At 34.2% G+C, this 13,862-nt stretch carries 16 protein-coding genes and 1 pseudogene; 15 read left to right on the top strand and 2 right to left on the bottom strand.

The genetic code is table 11. The annotated features are described in order from the left end of the window. The first annotated feature begins 347 nt into the window (after positions 1 to 347). The 5 genes from Q3V31_RS17960 to Q3V31_RS17940 all read left to right on the top strand — a co-directional run bounded on the left by Q3V31_RS17960 (position 348) and on the right by Q3V31_RS17940 (position 5,419). A complete protein-coding gene (locus Q3V31_RS17960) occupies positions 348 to 2,066 on the top strand; it encodes an alpha-keto acid decarboxylase family protein (protein ID WP_090813466.1) in 1,719 nt (572 codons plus the stop codon). 91 nt (positions 2,067 to 2,157) lie between these two features. Beyond that, complete coding sequence (locus Q3V31_RS17955) at positions 2,158 to 3,588, top strand: PQQ-dependent sugar dehydrogenase (RefSeq protein WP_090813467.1); 1,431 nt, start codon at positions 2,158 to 2,160, stop codon at positions 3,586 to 3,588. A gap of 197 nt (positions 3,589 to 3,785) precedes the next feature. Further along, positions 3,786 to 4,358, top strand: a complete 573-nt coding sequence (locus Q3V31_RS17950) for a YybS family protein (protein WP_001079054.1) — start codon at positions 3,786 to 3,788, stop codon at positions 4,356 to 4,358. Between the two features lie 39 nt (positions 4,359 to 4,397). Continuing rightward, the gene (locus Q3V31_RS17945; protein WP_329765683.1) at positions 4,398 to 4,961 is read left to right on the top strand and encodes a GNAT family N-acetyltransferase; all 564 of its coding nucleotides are present in this window, start codon (positions 4,398 to 4,400) and stop codon (positions 4,959 to 4,961) included. A gap of 77 nt (positions 4,962 to 5,038) precedes the next feature. Next, on the top strand, positions 5,039 to 5,419 hold the full coding sequence (locus tag Q3V31_RS17940; protein WP_001048945.1) for a nucleotide excision repair endonuclease: 381 nt from the start codon (positions 5,039 to 5,041) through the stop codon (positions 5,417 to 5,419). 49 nt (positions 5,420 to 5,468) lie between these two features. Here Q3V31_RS17940 and Q3V31_RS17935 read toward each other — a convergent pair whose 3' ends face one another. Further along, positions 5,469 to 5,675 carry a hypothetical protein gene (locus Q3V31_RS17935; protein ID WP_000267716.1) on the bottom strand — a complete coding sequence of 69 codons (207 nt, stop codon included), beginning with the start codon at positions 5,673 to 5,675 and terminating at the stop codon, positions 5,469 to 5,471. A 132-nt stretch (positions 5,676 to 5,807) separates the two neighbouring features. On the opposite strand from Q3V31_RS17935, the gene Q3V31_RS17930 reads away from it, so the two are divergent. From Q3V31_RS17930 to Q3V31_RS17910, 5 genes and pseudogenes are all read left to right on the top strand, one after another. Next, positions 5,808 to 6,587, top strand: a complete 780-nt coding sequence (locus Q3V31_RS17930; RefSeq protein WP_001104270.1) for an undecaprenyl-diphosphate phosphatase — start codon at positions 5,808 to 5,810, stop codon at positions 6,585 to 6,587. 81 nt (positions 6,588 to 6,668) lie between these two features. After that, entirely contained in the window at positions 6,669 to 7,991 is a 1,323-nt protein-coding gene (locus tag Q3V31_RS17925) for an FAD-dependent oxidoreductase (RefSeq protein WP_090813469.1), read from the top strand. A gap of 62 nt (positions 7,992 to 8,053) precedes the next feature. Beyond that, positions 8,054 to 8,581 (top strand): GNAT family N-acetyltransferase, encoded by a 528-nt coding sequence (locus Q3V31_RS17920; protein ID WP_090813470.1) that lies wholly within the window; start codon positions 8,054 to 8,056, stop codon positions 8,579 to 8,581. Positions 8,582 to 8,597: 16 nt separating this feature from the next. Continuing rightward, positions 8,598 to 9,119 carry a YfiT family bacillithiol transferase gene (locus Q3V31_RS17915; RefSeq protein WP_000999074.1) on the top strand — a complete coding sequence of 174 codons (522 nt, stop codon included), beginning with the start codon at positions 8,598 to 8,600 and terminating at the stop codon, positions 9,117 to 9,119. Between the two features lies 1 nt (position 9,120). Beyond that, a pseudogene (locus Q3V31_RS17910) lies at positions 9,121 to 9,594 on the top strand (GNAT family N-acetyltransferase); the annotation flags it as partial. 121 nt (positions 9,595 to 9,715) lie between these two features. Here Q3V31_RS17910 and Q3V31_RS17905 read toward each other — a convergent pair. After that, positions 9,716 to 10,093, bottom strand: coding sequence for a PH domain-containing protein (locus Q3V31_RS17905; protein WP_000522461.1), 378 nt, complete (start codon positions 10,091 to 10,093; stop codon positions 9,716 to 9,718). 179 nt (positions 10,094 to 10,272) lie between these two features. Here Q3V31_RS17905 and Q3V31_RS17900 point away from each other — a divergent pair, with 179 nt between their 5' ends. The 5 genes from Q3V31_RS17900 (at position 10,273) to Q3V31_RS17880 (ending at position 13,862) form a co-directional block, all read left to right on the top strand. Continuing rightward, on the top strand, positions 10,273 to 11,124 hold the full coding sequence (locus Q3V31_RS17900; protein ID WP_000789305.1) for a patatin-like phospholipase family protein: 852 nt from the start codon (positions 10,273 to 10,275) through the stop codon (positions 11,122 to 11,124). A gap of 11 nt (positions 11,125 to 11,135) precedes the next feature. Then, positions 11,136 to 11,507 carry a YxiJ-like family protein gene (locus tag Q3V31_RS17895; protein ID WP_000600383.1) on the top strand — a complete coding sequence of 124 codons (372 nt, stop codon included), beginning with the start codon at positions 11,136 to 11,138 and terminating at the stop codon, positions 11,505 to 11,507. A gap of 270 nt (positions 11,508 to 11,777) precedes the next feature. Beyond that, entirely contained in the window at positions 11,778 to 12,143 is a 366-nt protein-coding gene (locus Q3V31_RS17890; RefSeq protein WP_000432665.1) for a hypothetical protein, read from the top strand. Between the two features lie 93 nt (positions 12,144 to 12,236). Further along, complete coding sequence (locus Q3V31_RS17885) at positions 12,237 to 13,376, top strand: alpha/beta hydrolase (protein WP_329765682.1); 1,140 nt, start codon at positions 12,237 to 12,239, stop codon at positions 13,374 to 13,376. 78 nt (positions 13,377 to 13,454) lie between these two features. Continuing rightward, the gene (locus Q3V31_RS17880; protein WP_090813473.1) at positions 13,455 to 13,862 is read left to right on the top strand and encodes a DnaJ family domain-containing protein; all 408 of its coding nucleotides are present in this window, start codon (positions 13,455 to 13,457) and stop codon (positions 13,860 to 13,862) included.

Below are 13,862 nucleotides of genomic sequence, written 5' to 3'. Positions count from 1 at the left end.
CACGAAGAAAATGCATTTTCTTCGTGGGTTTTTATTATTTTTAAGGTTCTGTTACAAAGTTTTTAAAAGTAAGCTAGACATTTGCAAAACAGAGTGAGGAGCATGATAAATGGAATATTTTAAAGGGAAACAATTTAAAAAGAACATTAGAAGATTAATTAATACATTCTTGTAATGTTTTAGTGTTTCTCCTCCTTCTCTTGTTTTATAACTATCTCCAAAGATAAGGAGCATTTCTTCCCTATTAATTATTGCCCAACGGATAATCGGTTTAATTAATGGGCATTATCAAAAAGGGTACTATAAAACAGAACAAGCCCAAGAAATAGATAAGGAGTGAGCAAGCGATGGACAACATGATTAATACGGGCAACTTTGGTTTACAAAGGGGACCTGCTCCAAAAACGGTTGGCCAGTATTTGTTCGATTGTCTGAAACTCGAGGGCATTACCGAAATTTTTGGTGTCGCAGGGGACTATAATTTTACACTACTTGATACTTTGGAGTGTTATAACGGCATCCGTTTTATAGAAGGACGAAACGAACTAAACTCGGGCTACGCTGCAGATGGCTATGCAAGAATCAAAGGAATATCGGCTCTTATTACGACATTTGGGGTCGGAGAGCTCAGCGCATGCAATGCGATAGCGGGAGCCAACAGCGAACATGTACCAATAATACACATTGTGGGTGCGTCTCCTGAGAAGGATCAAAAAGAGCATAAGCTGATGCATCACACCTTAATGGATGGAAATTTTGACGTTTTTCGCAAGGTGTATGAGCAGATTACGGCATATACCGCGGTGCTTACGCCGGAAAATGCCAAGATTGAAATTCAGACTGCGATTCGCATTGCTAAGGAAAAGAAAAAGCCTGTATACCTGGTTGTGGCTAATGATTTAGTGACCAAGCCGATTAAAGTTTGGACAGAACCGGTACCACCACGTCCAACATCCAACCCTAATACCCTTCAGGCTGCAGTGAATCATGTCCGTCCGCTTTTGGAACGTGCCAACCGGCCAGTTATCTTGGTGGATGTGAAAACGATGCGTTTCGGCCTTCAGACAGCAACTCGGCAACTGGCCGATGCAATGAATGTGCCTGTTGTAACGATGATGTACGGGAAGGGAGGATTCGATGAGACCCATCCAAATTATATCGGAATGTATCTAGGCTCTTTCGGGAGGACTGAAGTCCAAAGTACGGTGGAGAATGCAGATTGTATCATTGCGATTGGCATGGTATGGGCGGACACAAACACCGCAAGTTTTACCGCAAAGCTGAACCCGCTGATAACTGTCAATATTCAACCAGATATAGTTAAAATCGCTGAGGCGGAATATCCGAATGTTCTTGCAGCCGACATGCTACTTGCCGTTCAGAAGGTGGGTTATACGGGCAAAGGTTTGACAAAAAAATTGTCATTCCCTTATGAGCAATTCACAACTATTGCCGACGGACCTCTAATGGCAGACGGCTATTATCCGCGTTTTCAGCGCATGCTGAAAGAGGGGGATATTGTAATCGCCGAGACCGGAACGTTTTATTATGGAATGGGAGAGGTAAGACTGCCGGGTAATGTAACATATATTGGACAAGGTGGATGGCAGTCCATCGGTTACGCAATCCCTTCGGCGTTTGGTGCTATTATGGCCGCGCCGGAACGCCGGGTATTGGTGTTTACAGGTGACGGTGCCCTGCAGCTAACGGCACAGGAAATCAGTTCTATGCTCTATTACGGCTGCAAGCCTATAATCTTTGTTTTGAACAACGATGGTTATACAATCGAGAGATATTTAAATGTCAAAACAGAGAATCAAAAGTACAACCAAATCCCTCGATGGTCTTACACCAAGCTGGCAGAAGCTTTTGGAGGTAACGCGTTTACCGTTACGGTCCGGACCTATGGAGAGCTTGATCAGGCTATAATCCATGCTGAAAAGGAAAGCGCCAAAAGACTCTGTATAATTGAAATGATCGTAGAGAATCCAATGGACGCACCTGAATATATGCGACGGATGCGTAGTTATATGGAGAAGCAAGAAAAGCAGCGCAGTCAGAAATAGTATTCAATGCCCTAGTCCCTAATTGAATACTAATCGAACAGTTCTAATCATACTCTTTTAATAAAACGCAATTAAAGGGGTGTAAAGTAAGTTGACAAAAATTAAGGTTAGTTTACGGCCAGTCATTCATAACATAAATTTACCAACTGTAATAAAAACAGCCATACTTCCAGGTGAATCGGCTGAAAGACTATTTATTGCAACCCAATTAGGAGAGATTTTTTATATAGGAGACGGTGTAATAAAAACATTTTTAAATATTAGTCCGCGAATTATTAAATTAGGCACGTTTGAAGAAGGTGTTTCTAGTAGCGGTTATGATGAACGCGGATTGCTAGGACTAGCGTTTCATCCGCAATTTAATCATAATGGCTTATTTTATCTCCATTATTCAATGGTTGGGACTCAAGGACCAGGTGCACTTACAGAACAATTTAAACCGAATCCTTGTGACCCGAAAACTTTAAATTTAAAGTGGACAAATAGAGATACCCAATATGATCATATTGATACAATTGAAGAATGGATTTTACAATCAAACGGTCAACCTCAAAAACGAAGAACATTACTTAACATAAAACGGCCATTTTTTAATCATAACGGTGTTAATAGTTTAAACTTTTCACCCGAGACTGGAAAACTTGTTTTTACAAATGGAGATGGTGGATCGGGTTATGATCCATTTAATCTAAGCCAGGATGATTTAGAAATAGCTGGTAAAATAATTGAAATCGATGTAAGTAAAAATACATTTATAAATAACCCTCCAGTAGTTACGCGCTTTAATGAGTTTCCATTATCTATACAAGAAACGCTTACGGTAATTGCGAAAGGGGTTCGTAATATAACAGGTATTTCATTCCAAAGGTTTTATAATCAATATATCAAATATGCCGGAAATGTCGGACAAGATATAGTAGAGTCCATTTTTTCGTTTACTCATTATAAACCAATGCCGGTTACCGAACTTGTTCAAACGCATGTAATGCGATCCACTACCAATCAAGATGGATTTATTAATTTTGGTTGGCGAGGATGGGAAGGGGAATTCCCTACGTCTTTTATAAGGCACTGTTCTGAGAATCAGACATTGGATGAGAGAACAATGGCTTATTATAATGAAACAATTCAAACGTCAGTGAGGCGTATTCAGCCTCTAATTAGTTATTTTCATAAAGATTCCAGACTAGATAAATTTGGAGGAACTTCACTTACAGGAGTCCAGCCATATATGGGAACTGCAATTCAAAATTTAGCTGGTAGTGTCGTGTTTACAGATCTTGCTAAGAAAGAACAATCTCAATCTCCAGTAAAGGGAATGTTAGCTTTTACTAGAGCAGCTATAGACGGGAAACGTAATGATTTTCATGTTATTGAAACCAATTATGATTTTGGTGCTCAAGCAGCTTATTATATGAGTTTGGGAACAAACTTAGATCAAACTAGATTATATTTAGGAGTTTATGGATCAATGAAAGTAACGGATTTTAACAAAGGTACTATTTTTGAAATTGTTCCTTAATACGGTATAAACTCTTAGTCTAAAAATATATGGAATTCATACTTTTTCAAACGCATGATTTAGCGCCTTTTAAAAACCTTCTATGGATAAACATCTATTGTATAGTGATTCCTAACAATCAGAAAGTAAAATATAATCAATACGTATATGAATAAAAATAATAAGTGGTGAATTAGGTCTCTTTAGGGGGTAATTTGATGAATCGCTTTAGAAGCTATTGGTATCAATTGATGATATCACATGATGTGAACTTAGTTTATAAAAGAAGGATGACTCCTGCAAGTAGGTTAGTCATTACAGCATTACTCGGTTCACTTGCTGCTATTTTTCAATCTGCGGGGAACTTAATCCCTGGTATCGGGTTATTTATTAGTCCTTTTGCGACGCTGCCGATTTTTCTAGCTATTTGTTATTCTATTCGTGAGGGAATACTCTCTTATATTCTTACTATTTTCCTATTATTCATTATTGAGCCAAGTGAACTTATTGTTTTTCCCTTTACTACAGGCTTATTAGGTATAGTGTTAGGAGTATCTTTTATACAATTCAAGAGAAGGATTTGGGTTGTTTCCTTTTCGGCGATATGTCTACTTATAGGGATTATGATCGTTCTCGATATATTCCGCTTTCCAGTACTTGGTCCTACTGTTCATACAATTATGGATATAAAAGCTATTACATTAATATTTATACTGAGTTTTTTATACTGCTGGATCTATGCAGGCCTTTGTAGAATAATGTTGAATAGAGTATATAAAGTATGGTATTAACAATTTCTCATATATTTTTAAAGATTGGAGATTCAAGTCGTGAATAACGTTAACATTAGAAGGCCAAATTCGGATGATTTAGATGAACTACATTTGTTTTTTCGTCTTGTTATTACTGATACATTTAAAAATGAAGGGTTATCACAGTTATTAGATGACATAGAAAATGAAATTAAAACGAAAAAACAGTATTTGAAAAATGATTTGGAGAGTAACGGAGAAAGTCGTTACTTTTTATTAGCGATAGATACAAGTAACGATAAAATCATTGGAACAATTGAAATCGGTCCAGCAAGTACATTGATTAATAGTTGTACAGACAGTGTACTTAAGGATTTGTATGAAATAGGAACTGTATTTATACTTCCGGAGTATCAAAGAAAAGGTGTAGGGAGTTTACTACTAAATACAATGTATCTTACATTACTTAGCAGAGGAATAACTGAGTGCTGTTTAGATAGTGGATACAAAAAAGCACAAAGTATATGGACAAAAAAGTTTGGAAAACCTAGTTATGTGCTGAAGGATTATTGGGGCGAATCAAACGATCATATGATTTGGAAAAAAAGTTTACATGATATACCTATAATATTTGAATTATAAAATGAAATATCTCTCTTAACATAGCTTTTCTTACATACTTATGCTATTATTTATCTTTATAATAAAAGAGGACGTGAATGAACTTGATTAAAATTAATATTCCTGAAGCTGATGTTTCAATTACTGAACGTAAACAAGTTATTAAAGGAGACGAGCCATTAATTACTCCGATTAACGGTTTTATCGATTTCCACTTGTTCCCTAGAGATAAAGGCGGCATTTTTATGTTTTTCAATATTAATGACGAACTTCTTTTCGTAGGTAAAGCTCGTAAAATTAGACAACGTATTAAAAAGCATTTTGAAGACAATGTTTCACCAATCAAAAATCATCGTGATGAAGTATACCGCATCGATGCATGTATCGTAGAAGATCCAACAGAAAGAGAAATTTACGAAACTTACATTATTAATGAATATAAAGCAAAATATAACGTTGATAAAGTGTTCTATAAATAAGTAACAAAAAACAATCCTAGCACATATACTGGGATTGTTTTTTTGTGTTTCATTCTTCATTTCTTTCTCCTTTTTTAAAATGATTAGCAGCAATTAAACAGAAAAGCCCTATAAATAAAATTATAATTCCAAGCGTTCTATGTTTTCCTTCAAAAAAAGGGATATCTGAAATAACATTTGTCATACATAACCCTATAAACACAAGGATAGGTCCTGCCCACAGTAATACATTGCCGAATTTCGTATGTTGCCACATAGTAACCCTCCTCACTCCTTTTTACATATATATCCATAAAATAAAAGTAAATTCATAGAGAAATATAGTTTTTTTCATATCGAAAATTGAACCTTCATATATTGGTACAAGCAAACGAGAAAGGGGACCATCATGAATTGGTTAGAAGCTTTTATATTAGGGATCATACAAGGTTTAACAGAATTTTTACCGATAAGTAGTACAGGGCATCTTTATTTAGGTAGGCATTTGTTTCAATTAGATGAAGCAGGATTGTTTTTAGATACGATGCTGCATATTGGGACTTTGCTTGCAGTGTTTATTTATTACAAAAAGGAATTTATATACTTAATTAAAAATCCATTTTCAAAACTAATGTTATTGCTTATTGTTGGGACGATACCTGCAGTTGTAATCGGATTGTTATTTAAAGACTTCTTTGAAGATATTTCAAAAACAGGTATTACGATTGGATGGGAGTTTTTAGTGACAGGTTTCTTTCTCTACATGGCAGATAAACAAAAGAATGGTCGTAAAAAAATGGATGACATTACATATAAAGATGCATTTATCATCGGTTCATTTCAAGCGGCTGCAATTTTCCCTGCAATTTCCCGTTCTGGTATGACAATCGTCGCTGCATTATGGAGGAAGCTAGACCGTGAAACGGCTGCTTACTTTTCTTTTTTATTATCAACTCCAGCCATTGTTGGAGCTATCATTTTGCAATTAGCAGATGTTTATCAAGGGAAAGCAGAATCAATCTCTAGTACACCTTTAATTGTCGGAACGTTATCAGCAGCGTTCTTTGGTTACATAGCAGTTTCATGGATGATTCAATATTTAAAACGTCATTCCTTAAAAGTATTCGCGTATTACGTATGGGGATTAGGTATTTTAATTTTAACGTTGCAATTCACTCATGTATTTTAATTATAATGATAAAGAAGCAATGTAGTTAAGATCCTGTTTCATTCATACAAGGCAGGGTCTTTTTTCATTAAGGGGGAAAATATGTTTAATAAGGCTATCGTTATTGGCGGAAGTATAGCAGGAAAACTTGCAGCAAAAGCATTATCAACTACTTTTGAAGAAGTAATCATTTTAGAGGCCGGAGAAGAATGGAACGGAATAGACACGCGTAAAAGAGTTCCACAAAGTAATCATCCTCATGTGTTATTAAAAGGTGGAGAAAAAGCAATTGAGGAATTGTTTCCTACTATCACTAATGAACTAATTGAAGCGGGTAGTATCGTAAATAACTTTACTCGTGATTTAAAATGGCATCAATTTGGCTTATGGAAACAACCATTCATAGGAGAAGTGCATATGATTCAACAAAGTAGGCTTTTACTTGAATGGCATATTCAAAAACGAATTGATCTAATTTCAAATATTACAACACAGTTTGGAACATTGGTTGAAGGGTTATTAGTAGATGGAAAGTTTAACAAAATATGTGGAGTAAAAGCTAAATGTTTAGAGACTGGCACGCAAGAAGAGATTCAAGCAGATATCGTAGTTGATGCCAGTGGATTCGGTTCAAAAAGTATAGGGTGGTTACGAGAATACGATATTGAGGTACAAGAAGAAAAGGTGCGTATCGATTTATTTTACGCAACTAGAATGTTTAAACTCAAAGAAAATGAGAAATTAGACTGCTGTAATATGCTAATGTCTCCAAGTTTCCCTGATAATCCGTATGGTGTTCTTATTCAAACGATTGAGGATAATCGTTATTTTGTTACTTTCAGCGGATATGCAAATGAGAAAGCACCTCAAACAGATGATGAGTTTTATGATTTCGCTGAAAATCTATCAATCCCAAATGTGACAGATTTTCTAAACAAAGCTGAGGGAATTACTGATATAAAGACATACAAAATTCCTTATCAAGTACGTCGGCGATTTGATTTAGTAAATAATCTACCCGAAAGATTGTTAGTAGTTGGGGATGCACATTGTCGTTTTGATCCTGTTTTCGGGCAAGGTGTTTCAGTTGCGGCTATGGAAGCTTACCAGTTGCAATTACTACTACAAGATAGAAAAGATCTCGATAAAACATTTACACAACAGTTTTATAAGAAGACTGCGAATATCATACAAACTCCTTGGGAAATGACTACAACGGAAATATCACGTCATCCTCAGTTAAAAAGAGAATTAACGATAAAGCAAAAATTTCAGCTATGGTATACGAAACAAATATATCAACTATCTGCAACTGACTCTGACGTTTATATTCGATTAGTAAGAGTGATGAATTTAATTCGTAGTCCATTTCACCTATTTCATCCGAAAGTGCTATTTGCTGTGTTACTGAAGCGAAAGAAATAGCAGGAGATTAATCGATAAAAAAGAATATATAACAGTTAGTAGATATAGAAGGAGTAATCGAGATGAAAGTATACATAGAACAATTAAAGAAACACGATGCTAAAGATTTATTTACGTTTGAACTTACGAATAAATCTTTTTTTGAAACAATGGTACCAAATCGCGGCTCGCAATATTTTGATTTTGAATATTTCCAAAAACTACTAGACGATTTATTAATAGAACAGGCGGATGGAGATTCTTATTTTTATTTAATTCGTAATGAAGAAAAAGAGATTGTAGGACGAATAAATTTAGTAGATATAGATACGGAAACTCGAAGCAGTTCGTTAGGTTATCGAGTCGGAGAAAAGTTTACAAAAAAAGGAGTTGCAAAAGCAGCTGTAAAACTAGTTTTAGACGTGGCGAAAAATAATGAAATTAATGAGGTTCACGCTAAAACAACTACAAATAATCTCGCATCACAAATTGTACTAGAAAAAAGCGGATTTTCTTCTTATCATAACGAAACAGATACAGCTTCTGTAGAATTAAACGGAGAACATGTGAAGTTTGTACATTATATTTGGAGAAATACTTCGCGCTTATAATAAGGGGGACTTATACATGAATGATTTACGTTATCCAATTGGCCAATTTACATACAAACGTCCTATAACTGAAGAAATGATTGATACATGGATTCAAGAAATTGAAGATTTACCTAATGAACTAACAAAAGCAATCAAAGATTTAGATCAGAAGCAGTTAGACACACCGTATCGAGTTGGTGGATGGACGGTTCGTCAAGTAGTTCATCATGTTGTTGATAGCCATATGAATAGCTACATACGCTTTAAATTAGCACTAACAGAAAAGAATCCAACTATTAAACCATATAAAGAAGAAAAGTGGGCAGAACTACCTGATTCTAAATTACCAGTAGATGTTTCACTAGTAATGCTAGATTCATTACATAAAAGATGGGTGAACCTTTTATATTCTCTAGAAGTTGAAGATTTAGAAAAGACATTTAACCATCCAGATACTGGGGAAACAAAACTTGCTGCTGCAATTGGACTATATGCATGGCACGGACGTCATCATACAGCTCATATCACTTCATTAAGAAATCGACTAAATTGGTAACATGGAGATTACTTTAGAGAAGGCGACAGAAAATGATGCAGAAGTTTTATTTCAAATGCAAATAGACTCATTTAGCCCTTTATTAAATAAATATAAAGACTATGAAACAAATCCAGCAAAAGAATCTATTGAAAAAACTATTTTAAGGATAAATAATCCGGACAGCGGATTCTATAAAATTATAGAAAATACGAATCTTGTCGGAGCAATTTGTATATCCCGTAAAGATGAAGTATTTAAATTTTGGATAAGCCCGATGTTTATACTTCCAAAATATCAAGGGAATGGAATTGCTCAAAAAGTATTAATTTTAATCGAGGAGATGTTTCCAGAAATAACAACTTGGGAGCTTGCTACAATTTTAGAGGAAGAACGAAATTGTTTTCTATACGAAAAGATGGGTTATAAAAGAACAAAAGTAATAAAGAAATTAAATGATAAAACTACACTTGTTTATTACAAAAAAGAAAGGTAAGGCATTTAAAAAACGCTTTACCTTTTTATGTTATTTGGGATTAAATATACAAAAATAATGTATATTCTTCCAAAATCTTCGGGTTAGTAATTTTGAAAGTGAATAAAAATACAAAAGTGCGTTATTTTGTCGTATATGTTACTAACGCTTTTTGAATGCTTAAAACACTATCGTCACCTTTAAATTCTTTTGTAATCGGCGTACTCAAACTAGATATCCAAATTTTAAGCTCAGCGTCTAAATCAAAATGCCCGGCTGTTTCAATGCTGAATTGTGTAATGCTTTTATAAGGAATAGAATGATACTCTGTTTTTTTACCTGATATCCCCTGTTTATCTACTAAAATAAGACGGCGATTTGTAAATACAATTAAATCACGAATTAATTTATAAGCATGCTCAACTTTCTCATCGTCTAGCATAATCTTCTCTAAATCACGTTCTACACTTTCTGTACTCGCATTTGATGCGTTTCCTAAAATACCACTAAATAAACCCATAAGAAATTCCTCCTTTATAATATGTGGAATGAGTTTCTTATATTGTACCACGCGAATGACTAAGAGTTTATGACATTGCTTTAATAGTTTTTTGTTATTATTGCAACTATTTTATATAACCTCATCCTAAAATCTTGTGCTAACATGTAAGTAAGAAAACAGAAGTAGAGGGATTAAGCATGAAGAATATCGGTTTAGTATTAGAAGGCGGCGGGATGAAAGGATTATATACTGCAGGAGTACTCGAGTATTTTATGGAAAGGGACTTATTCTTTCCGTATGTAGTCGGTGTATCCGCTGGAGCGTGTATGGGCGCAACCTATTTATCACGTCAAAAAGGAAGAAATAAGAAAGTAAATACAGAGCTAGTAGCAGATCACAGGTATATATCTTATCGAAACTTAATTAGAAAACGTGAATTATTTGGAATGGATTTTTTATTTGATGAAGTACCAAACAAAATTGTCCCATTTGATTTTCAAACTTTCTTAAACTCAAATGAACAGTTTGTAATAGGAACGACTGATTGCGATTCAGGAAAAGCAGTTTATTACAATAAAATAGAACACGGAAATGATATTTTAAAAATCATTCGTGCATCAAGCTCTGTCCCATTTATAGCGCCTGCTGTAGATTATGATAATCGAAAATTGTTAGATGGAGGGATTATAGATCCTATACCAGTTTTAAAAGCTCAAACTGATGGTTATCAAAAGAACGTCGTTATTATGACAAAGCCAGGAGGGTATGAGAAGCAGCGAAACAAATTTTCAGGCCTGGCTAAAATTTTATATAGAAAATATCCGAATATCGCAGAATCTTTAGTAGAACATTATCGTTTTTATAATGAGACGATATCGTATATGAATCAAATAGAACAAAAAGACAACTTTTATGTCATTCAACCTAGCGTACAACTTCCTATAAGCGGAATAGAAAGAAATAAAGAAAAACTAGTTAATCTATATAACCTTGGCTATACAGATGCTCAATATCATTATGAAAAATTATTAAGTTGGATAGAGAAATAAAGGGGGAGAAGTTGATATTAGGAAAAAAGATTATTTTTAATGAATTGCAGAAAATGCATAGCTCGCTGCATAAACCGTTTCCGTATCGTGCTACAGGAAAATTGCAACGAGACTTAAAAAGTAAATTTACAGATGAGGACTGTATAAACGCTGATTTAAATTATTATTGGATGCATACAGCAGGTACTTTAAGTTACGTACTTAATAACAACGAAAAGGAGATTGTGTTTGATCAAATAAAGTGGCTAAGGAAATCATTTTATGAATGGTTTCCGCAATATCGTTTTATAGAAACAGAAATTGTGAAGTATCCCATTTTATATAGAGATTTCATGAATTATGAGAAGGTCCGGAAACTATTACTGTATTATCTTACTGAATAAAAATAAAAACGTACAAGTTACATTGCTTGTGCGTTTTTATGTTCATAAAAACTACAATTTTAATACCTTGTTTATATAGGGATTCTAATACGAAGAAAGAAGTACATATAGAATGATGCAAGGGAGGGAGAGATGTTTAGCGACCGTTTTCCTTTAATTTATTGTCCATCTCGAATATATTTAGTTAATTATGTTAAAATATTTCGAGTGAAATCAAGTACTTATTTTATCAAACATTAAACAAAATAAGTGAGAAGGGACAACATTAACATGGAAAACGTATCAAATATAGATAAATTGGAATCAATAAAATCTTTACAGTCAACAATCCGTAAACTTGAAAATGCACTATCACAAATGACTCAAAAAGGTGCAAATACTACATTAGTGAAAAAAAGACTTAATGCTGTTTGCGTAGGGTTAGCAGTGCTAGAAAACATTTGGAATCAAGAAAGTCATCAATATAGTCAAGAAGAGTTAGCAGAAGCTCGTAATGTCCTTGCTGGTTTGCTTCCATCAATCGAGAGGGCCTATGATAAGTCTAAAGCTGGTAGTCCTCAAAAAACACTTTTAACAAGACGGATAAAAGCGTTGGAACTTTCTATTCAGGCAATTGATAAACTTTCTGATAAATAGCTCATAAATAACTCATCTAAATACAAAACATCCTAATCCTAATTTTATAAAAGCAATTTAGTGAAAAGAAAGAAATACAAAGGAGGAAGATGGGTGACTTCAATAATTAGTCCTAAGTTAGAGGAGCTTAATAATCAATTAAAGAATGGAAGCGAGAAAGCTTTTTATACTTTTTTGCATGAAATAAAGTCGAATAATACGCCACTAATAGAACAATGTCCTGTAGATAGTCAGTATAAGCTTATAACGTATATTTGGTTAGGGGACCTAAACACTGAAAACGTTTATGTATTCGGAAGTTTTCCTGGTTGGGATCTGTCTGTAAATCAATTAAAACAATTGTTACAGACAGATATTTGGTATGCAACGTTTAGGACGGATAAGAGTTTTATTTCAACGTACTATTTTTCAGTAAACGATGTTTTCGAAAATGATTGGATAAAGCGTAGTGAACAGTACGAACTAGACCAATTTAATGAAAATACATTTGGAGAAGGTGCCAATAAAGCGTCTGTGTTAAACATAGGAATGGAAGTGCAGTATAGCAGTCGTTTTCATTCAAACCATTATCCATCCGGAAAAATTGAAACATATTCTTTTCATAGTACGATTTTAAATAACACACGTAAAATTCATATTTATACGCCTCATGATTATTCTCACACTTCACATCTTCAAGAACTTCTCATTGTATTTGATGGGAATTCATTCATTAATAACCTTTCAATCGAAAGAACACTCAATTATTTAATTCACGCAAAAGAAATCCCAACTTGTATTGCTGTTGCTATAGAATCAGTTAATCGGCTAGAAGAGCTAACTTATAACGATAAAATGAATGCATTTTTAACGGAGGAATTACTTCCATGGATTCAGTCGAAGTATCGTGTGCATCAAGAAGCGAAACATACAACAATTGCCGGTTTCAGTCTTGGTGGCTTAGCAGCTTGTTATGTAGCAGTTCAAAATCCACACATTTTCGGGAACGTGTTGTCAATGTCTGGATCCGTTCATTGGAAAAAAGATGGTTATGAAAATAAAATTCCTTGGATTGAAAATAAAATTTCAACTATAGATTCCAATACGAGTCAACCTCATTTTTACATAGCAACAGGAGAACTCGAAAACAAACCTCTTTTAACGGCTAATAGGCACCTGTACAAAGCTTTAAAAGGAAAAGGGTACAAATCTACTTACGAAGAGTTTCGAGGCGGACATGACAGTGTGTGGTAGCGAGAAAAGTTATTTGATGGATTGATAACATTGAAACATACAAAAACAACGCTAAAAAATGAAAAGGGGAATGAATCTATGAATCAAGATGAACTAGATAAAAACCTTGAAAAACAAGAAATTTTAGTTAAAGATGAAAAGGTTTGGTCATTTACTTATGAAGACCATATTAGCTCAATCATAAAGCAAGCAGAAAAGAAAGGGGTTTTTAATGATTTACCTGGTAAAGGGAAACCTCTAAACCTAGATAAAGAACTTTCGTACAATCCAGAAAAACAACTTTATAGAACTTTGAAAAATAATCATGTTTTGCCTAAATGGATTGAACTTTCAAAGGAAATCGATGTTTTAAAAGAAACTCTAAAAGAAACAACAAATAGCGCAGAAGCAGCGAATTTAATTCGAATTATTAATAAAAAGGTTTCAGAACATAATTTAATTTGTCCACCAAGTGCGCAAAAAACAAGGGTGAAAACGGATTTTTAA

Origin of the sequence: Bacillus nitratireducens, assembly GCF_036320425.1 — a bacterium.
Classification (GTDB): domain Bacteria; phylum Bacillota; class Bacilli; order Bacillales; family Bacillaceae_G; genus Bacillus_A; species Bacillus_A nitratireducens.
The sequence above is the reverse complement of the archived record's forward strand: the minus strand, read 5'-3'. Positions and strand labels throughout refer to the sequence as shown.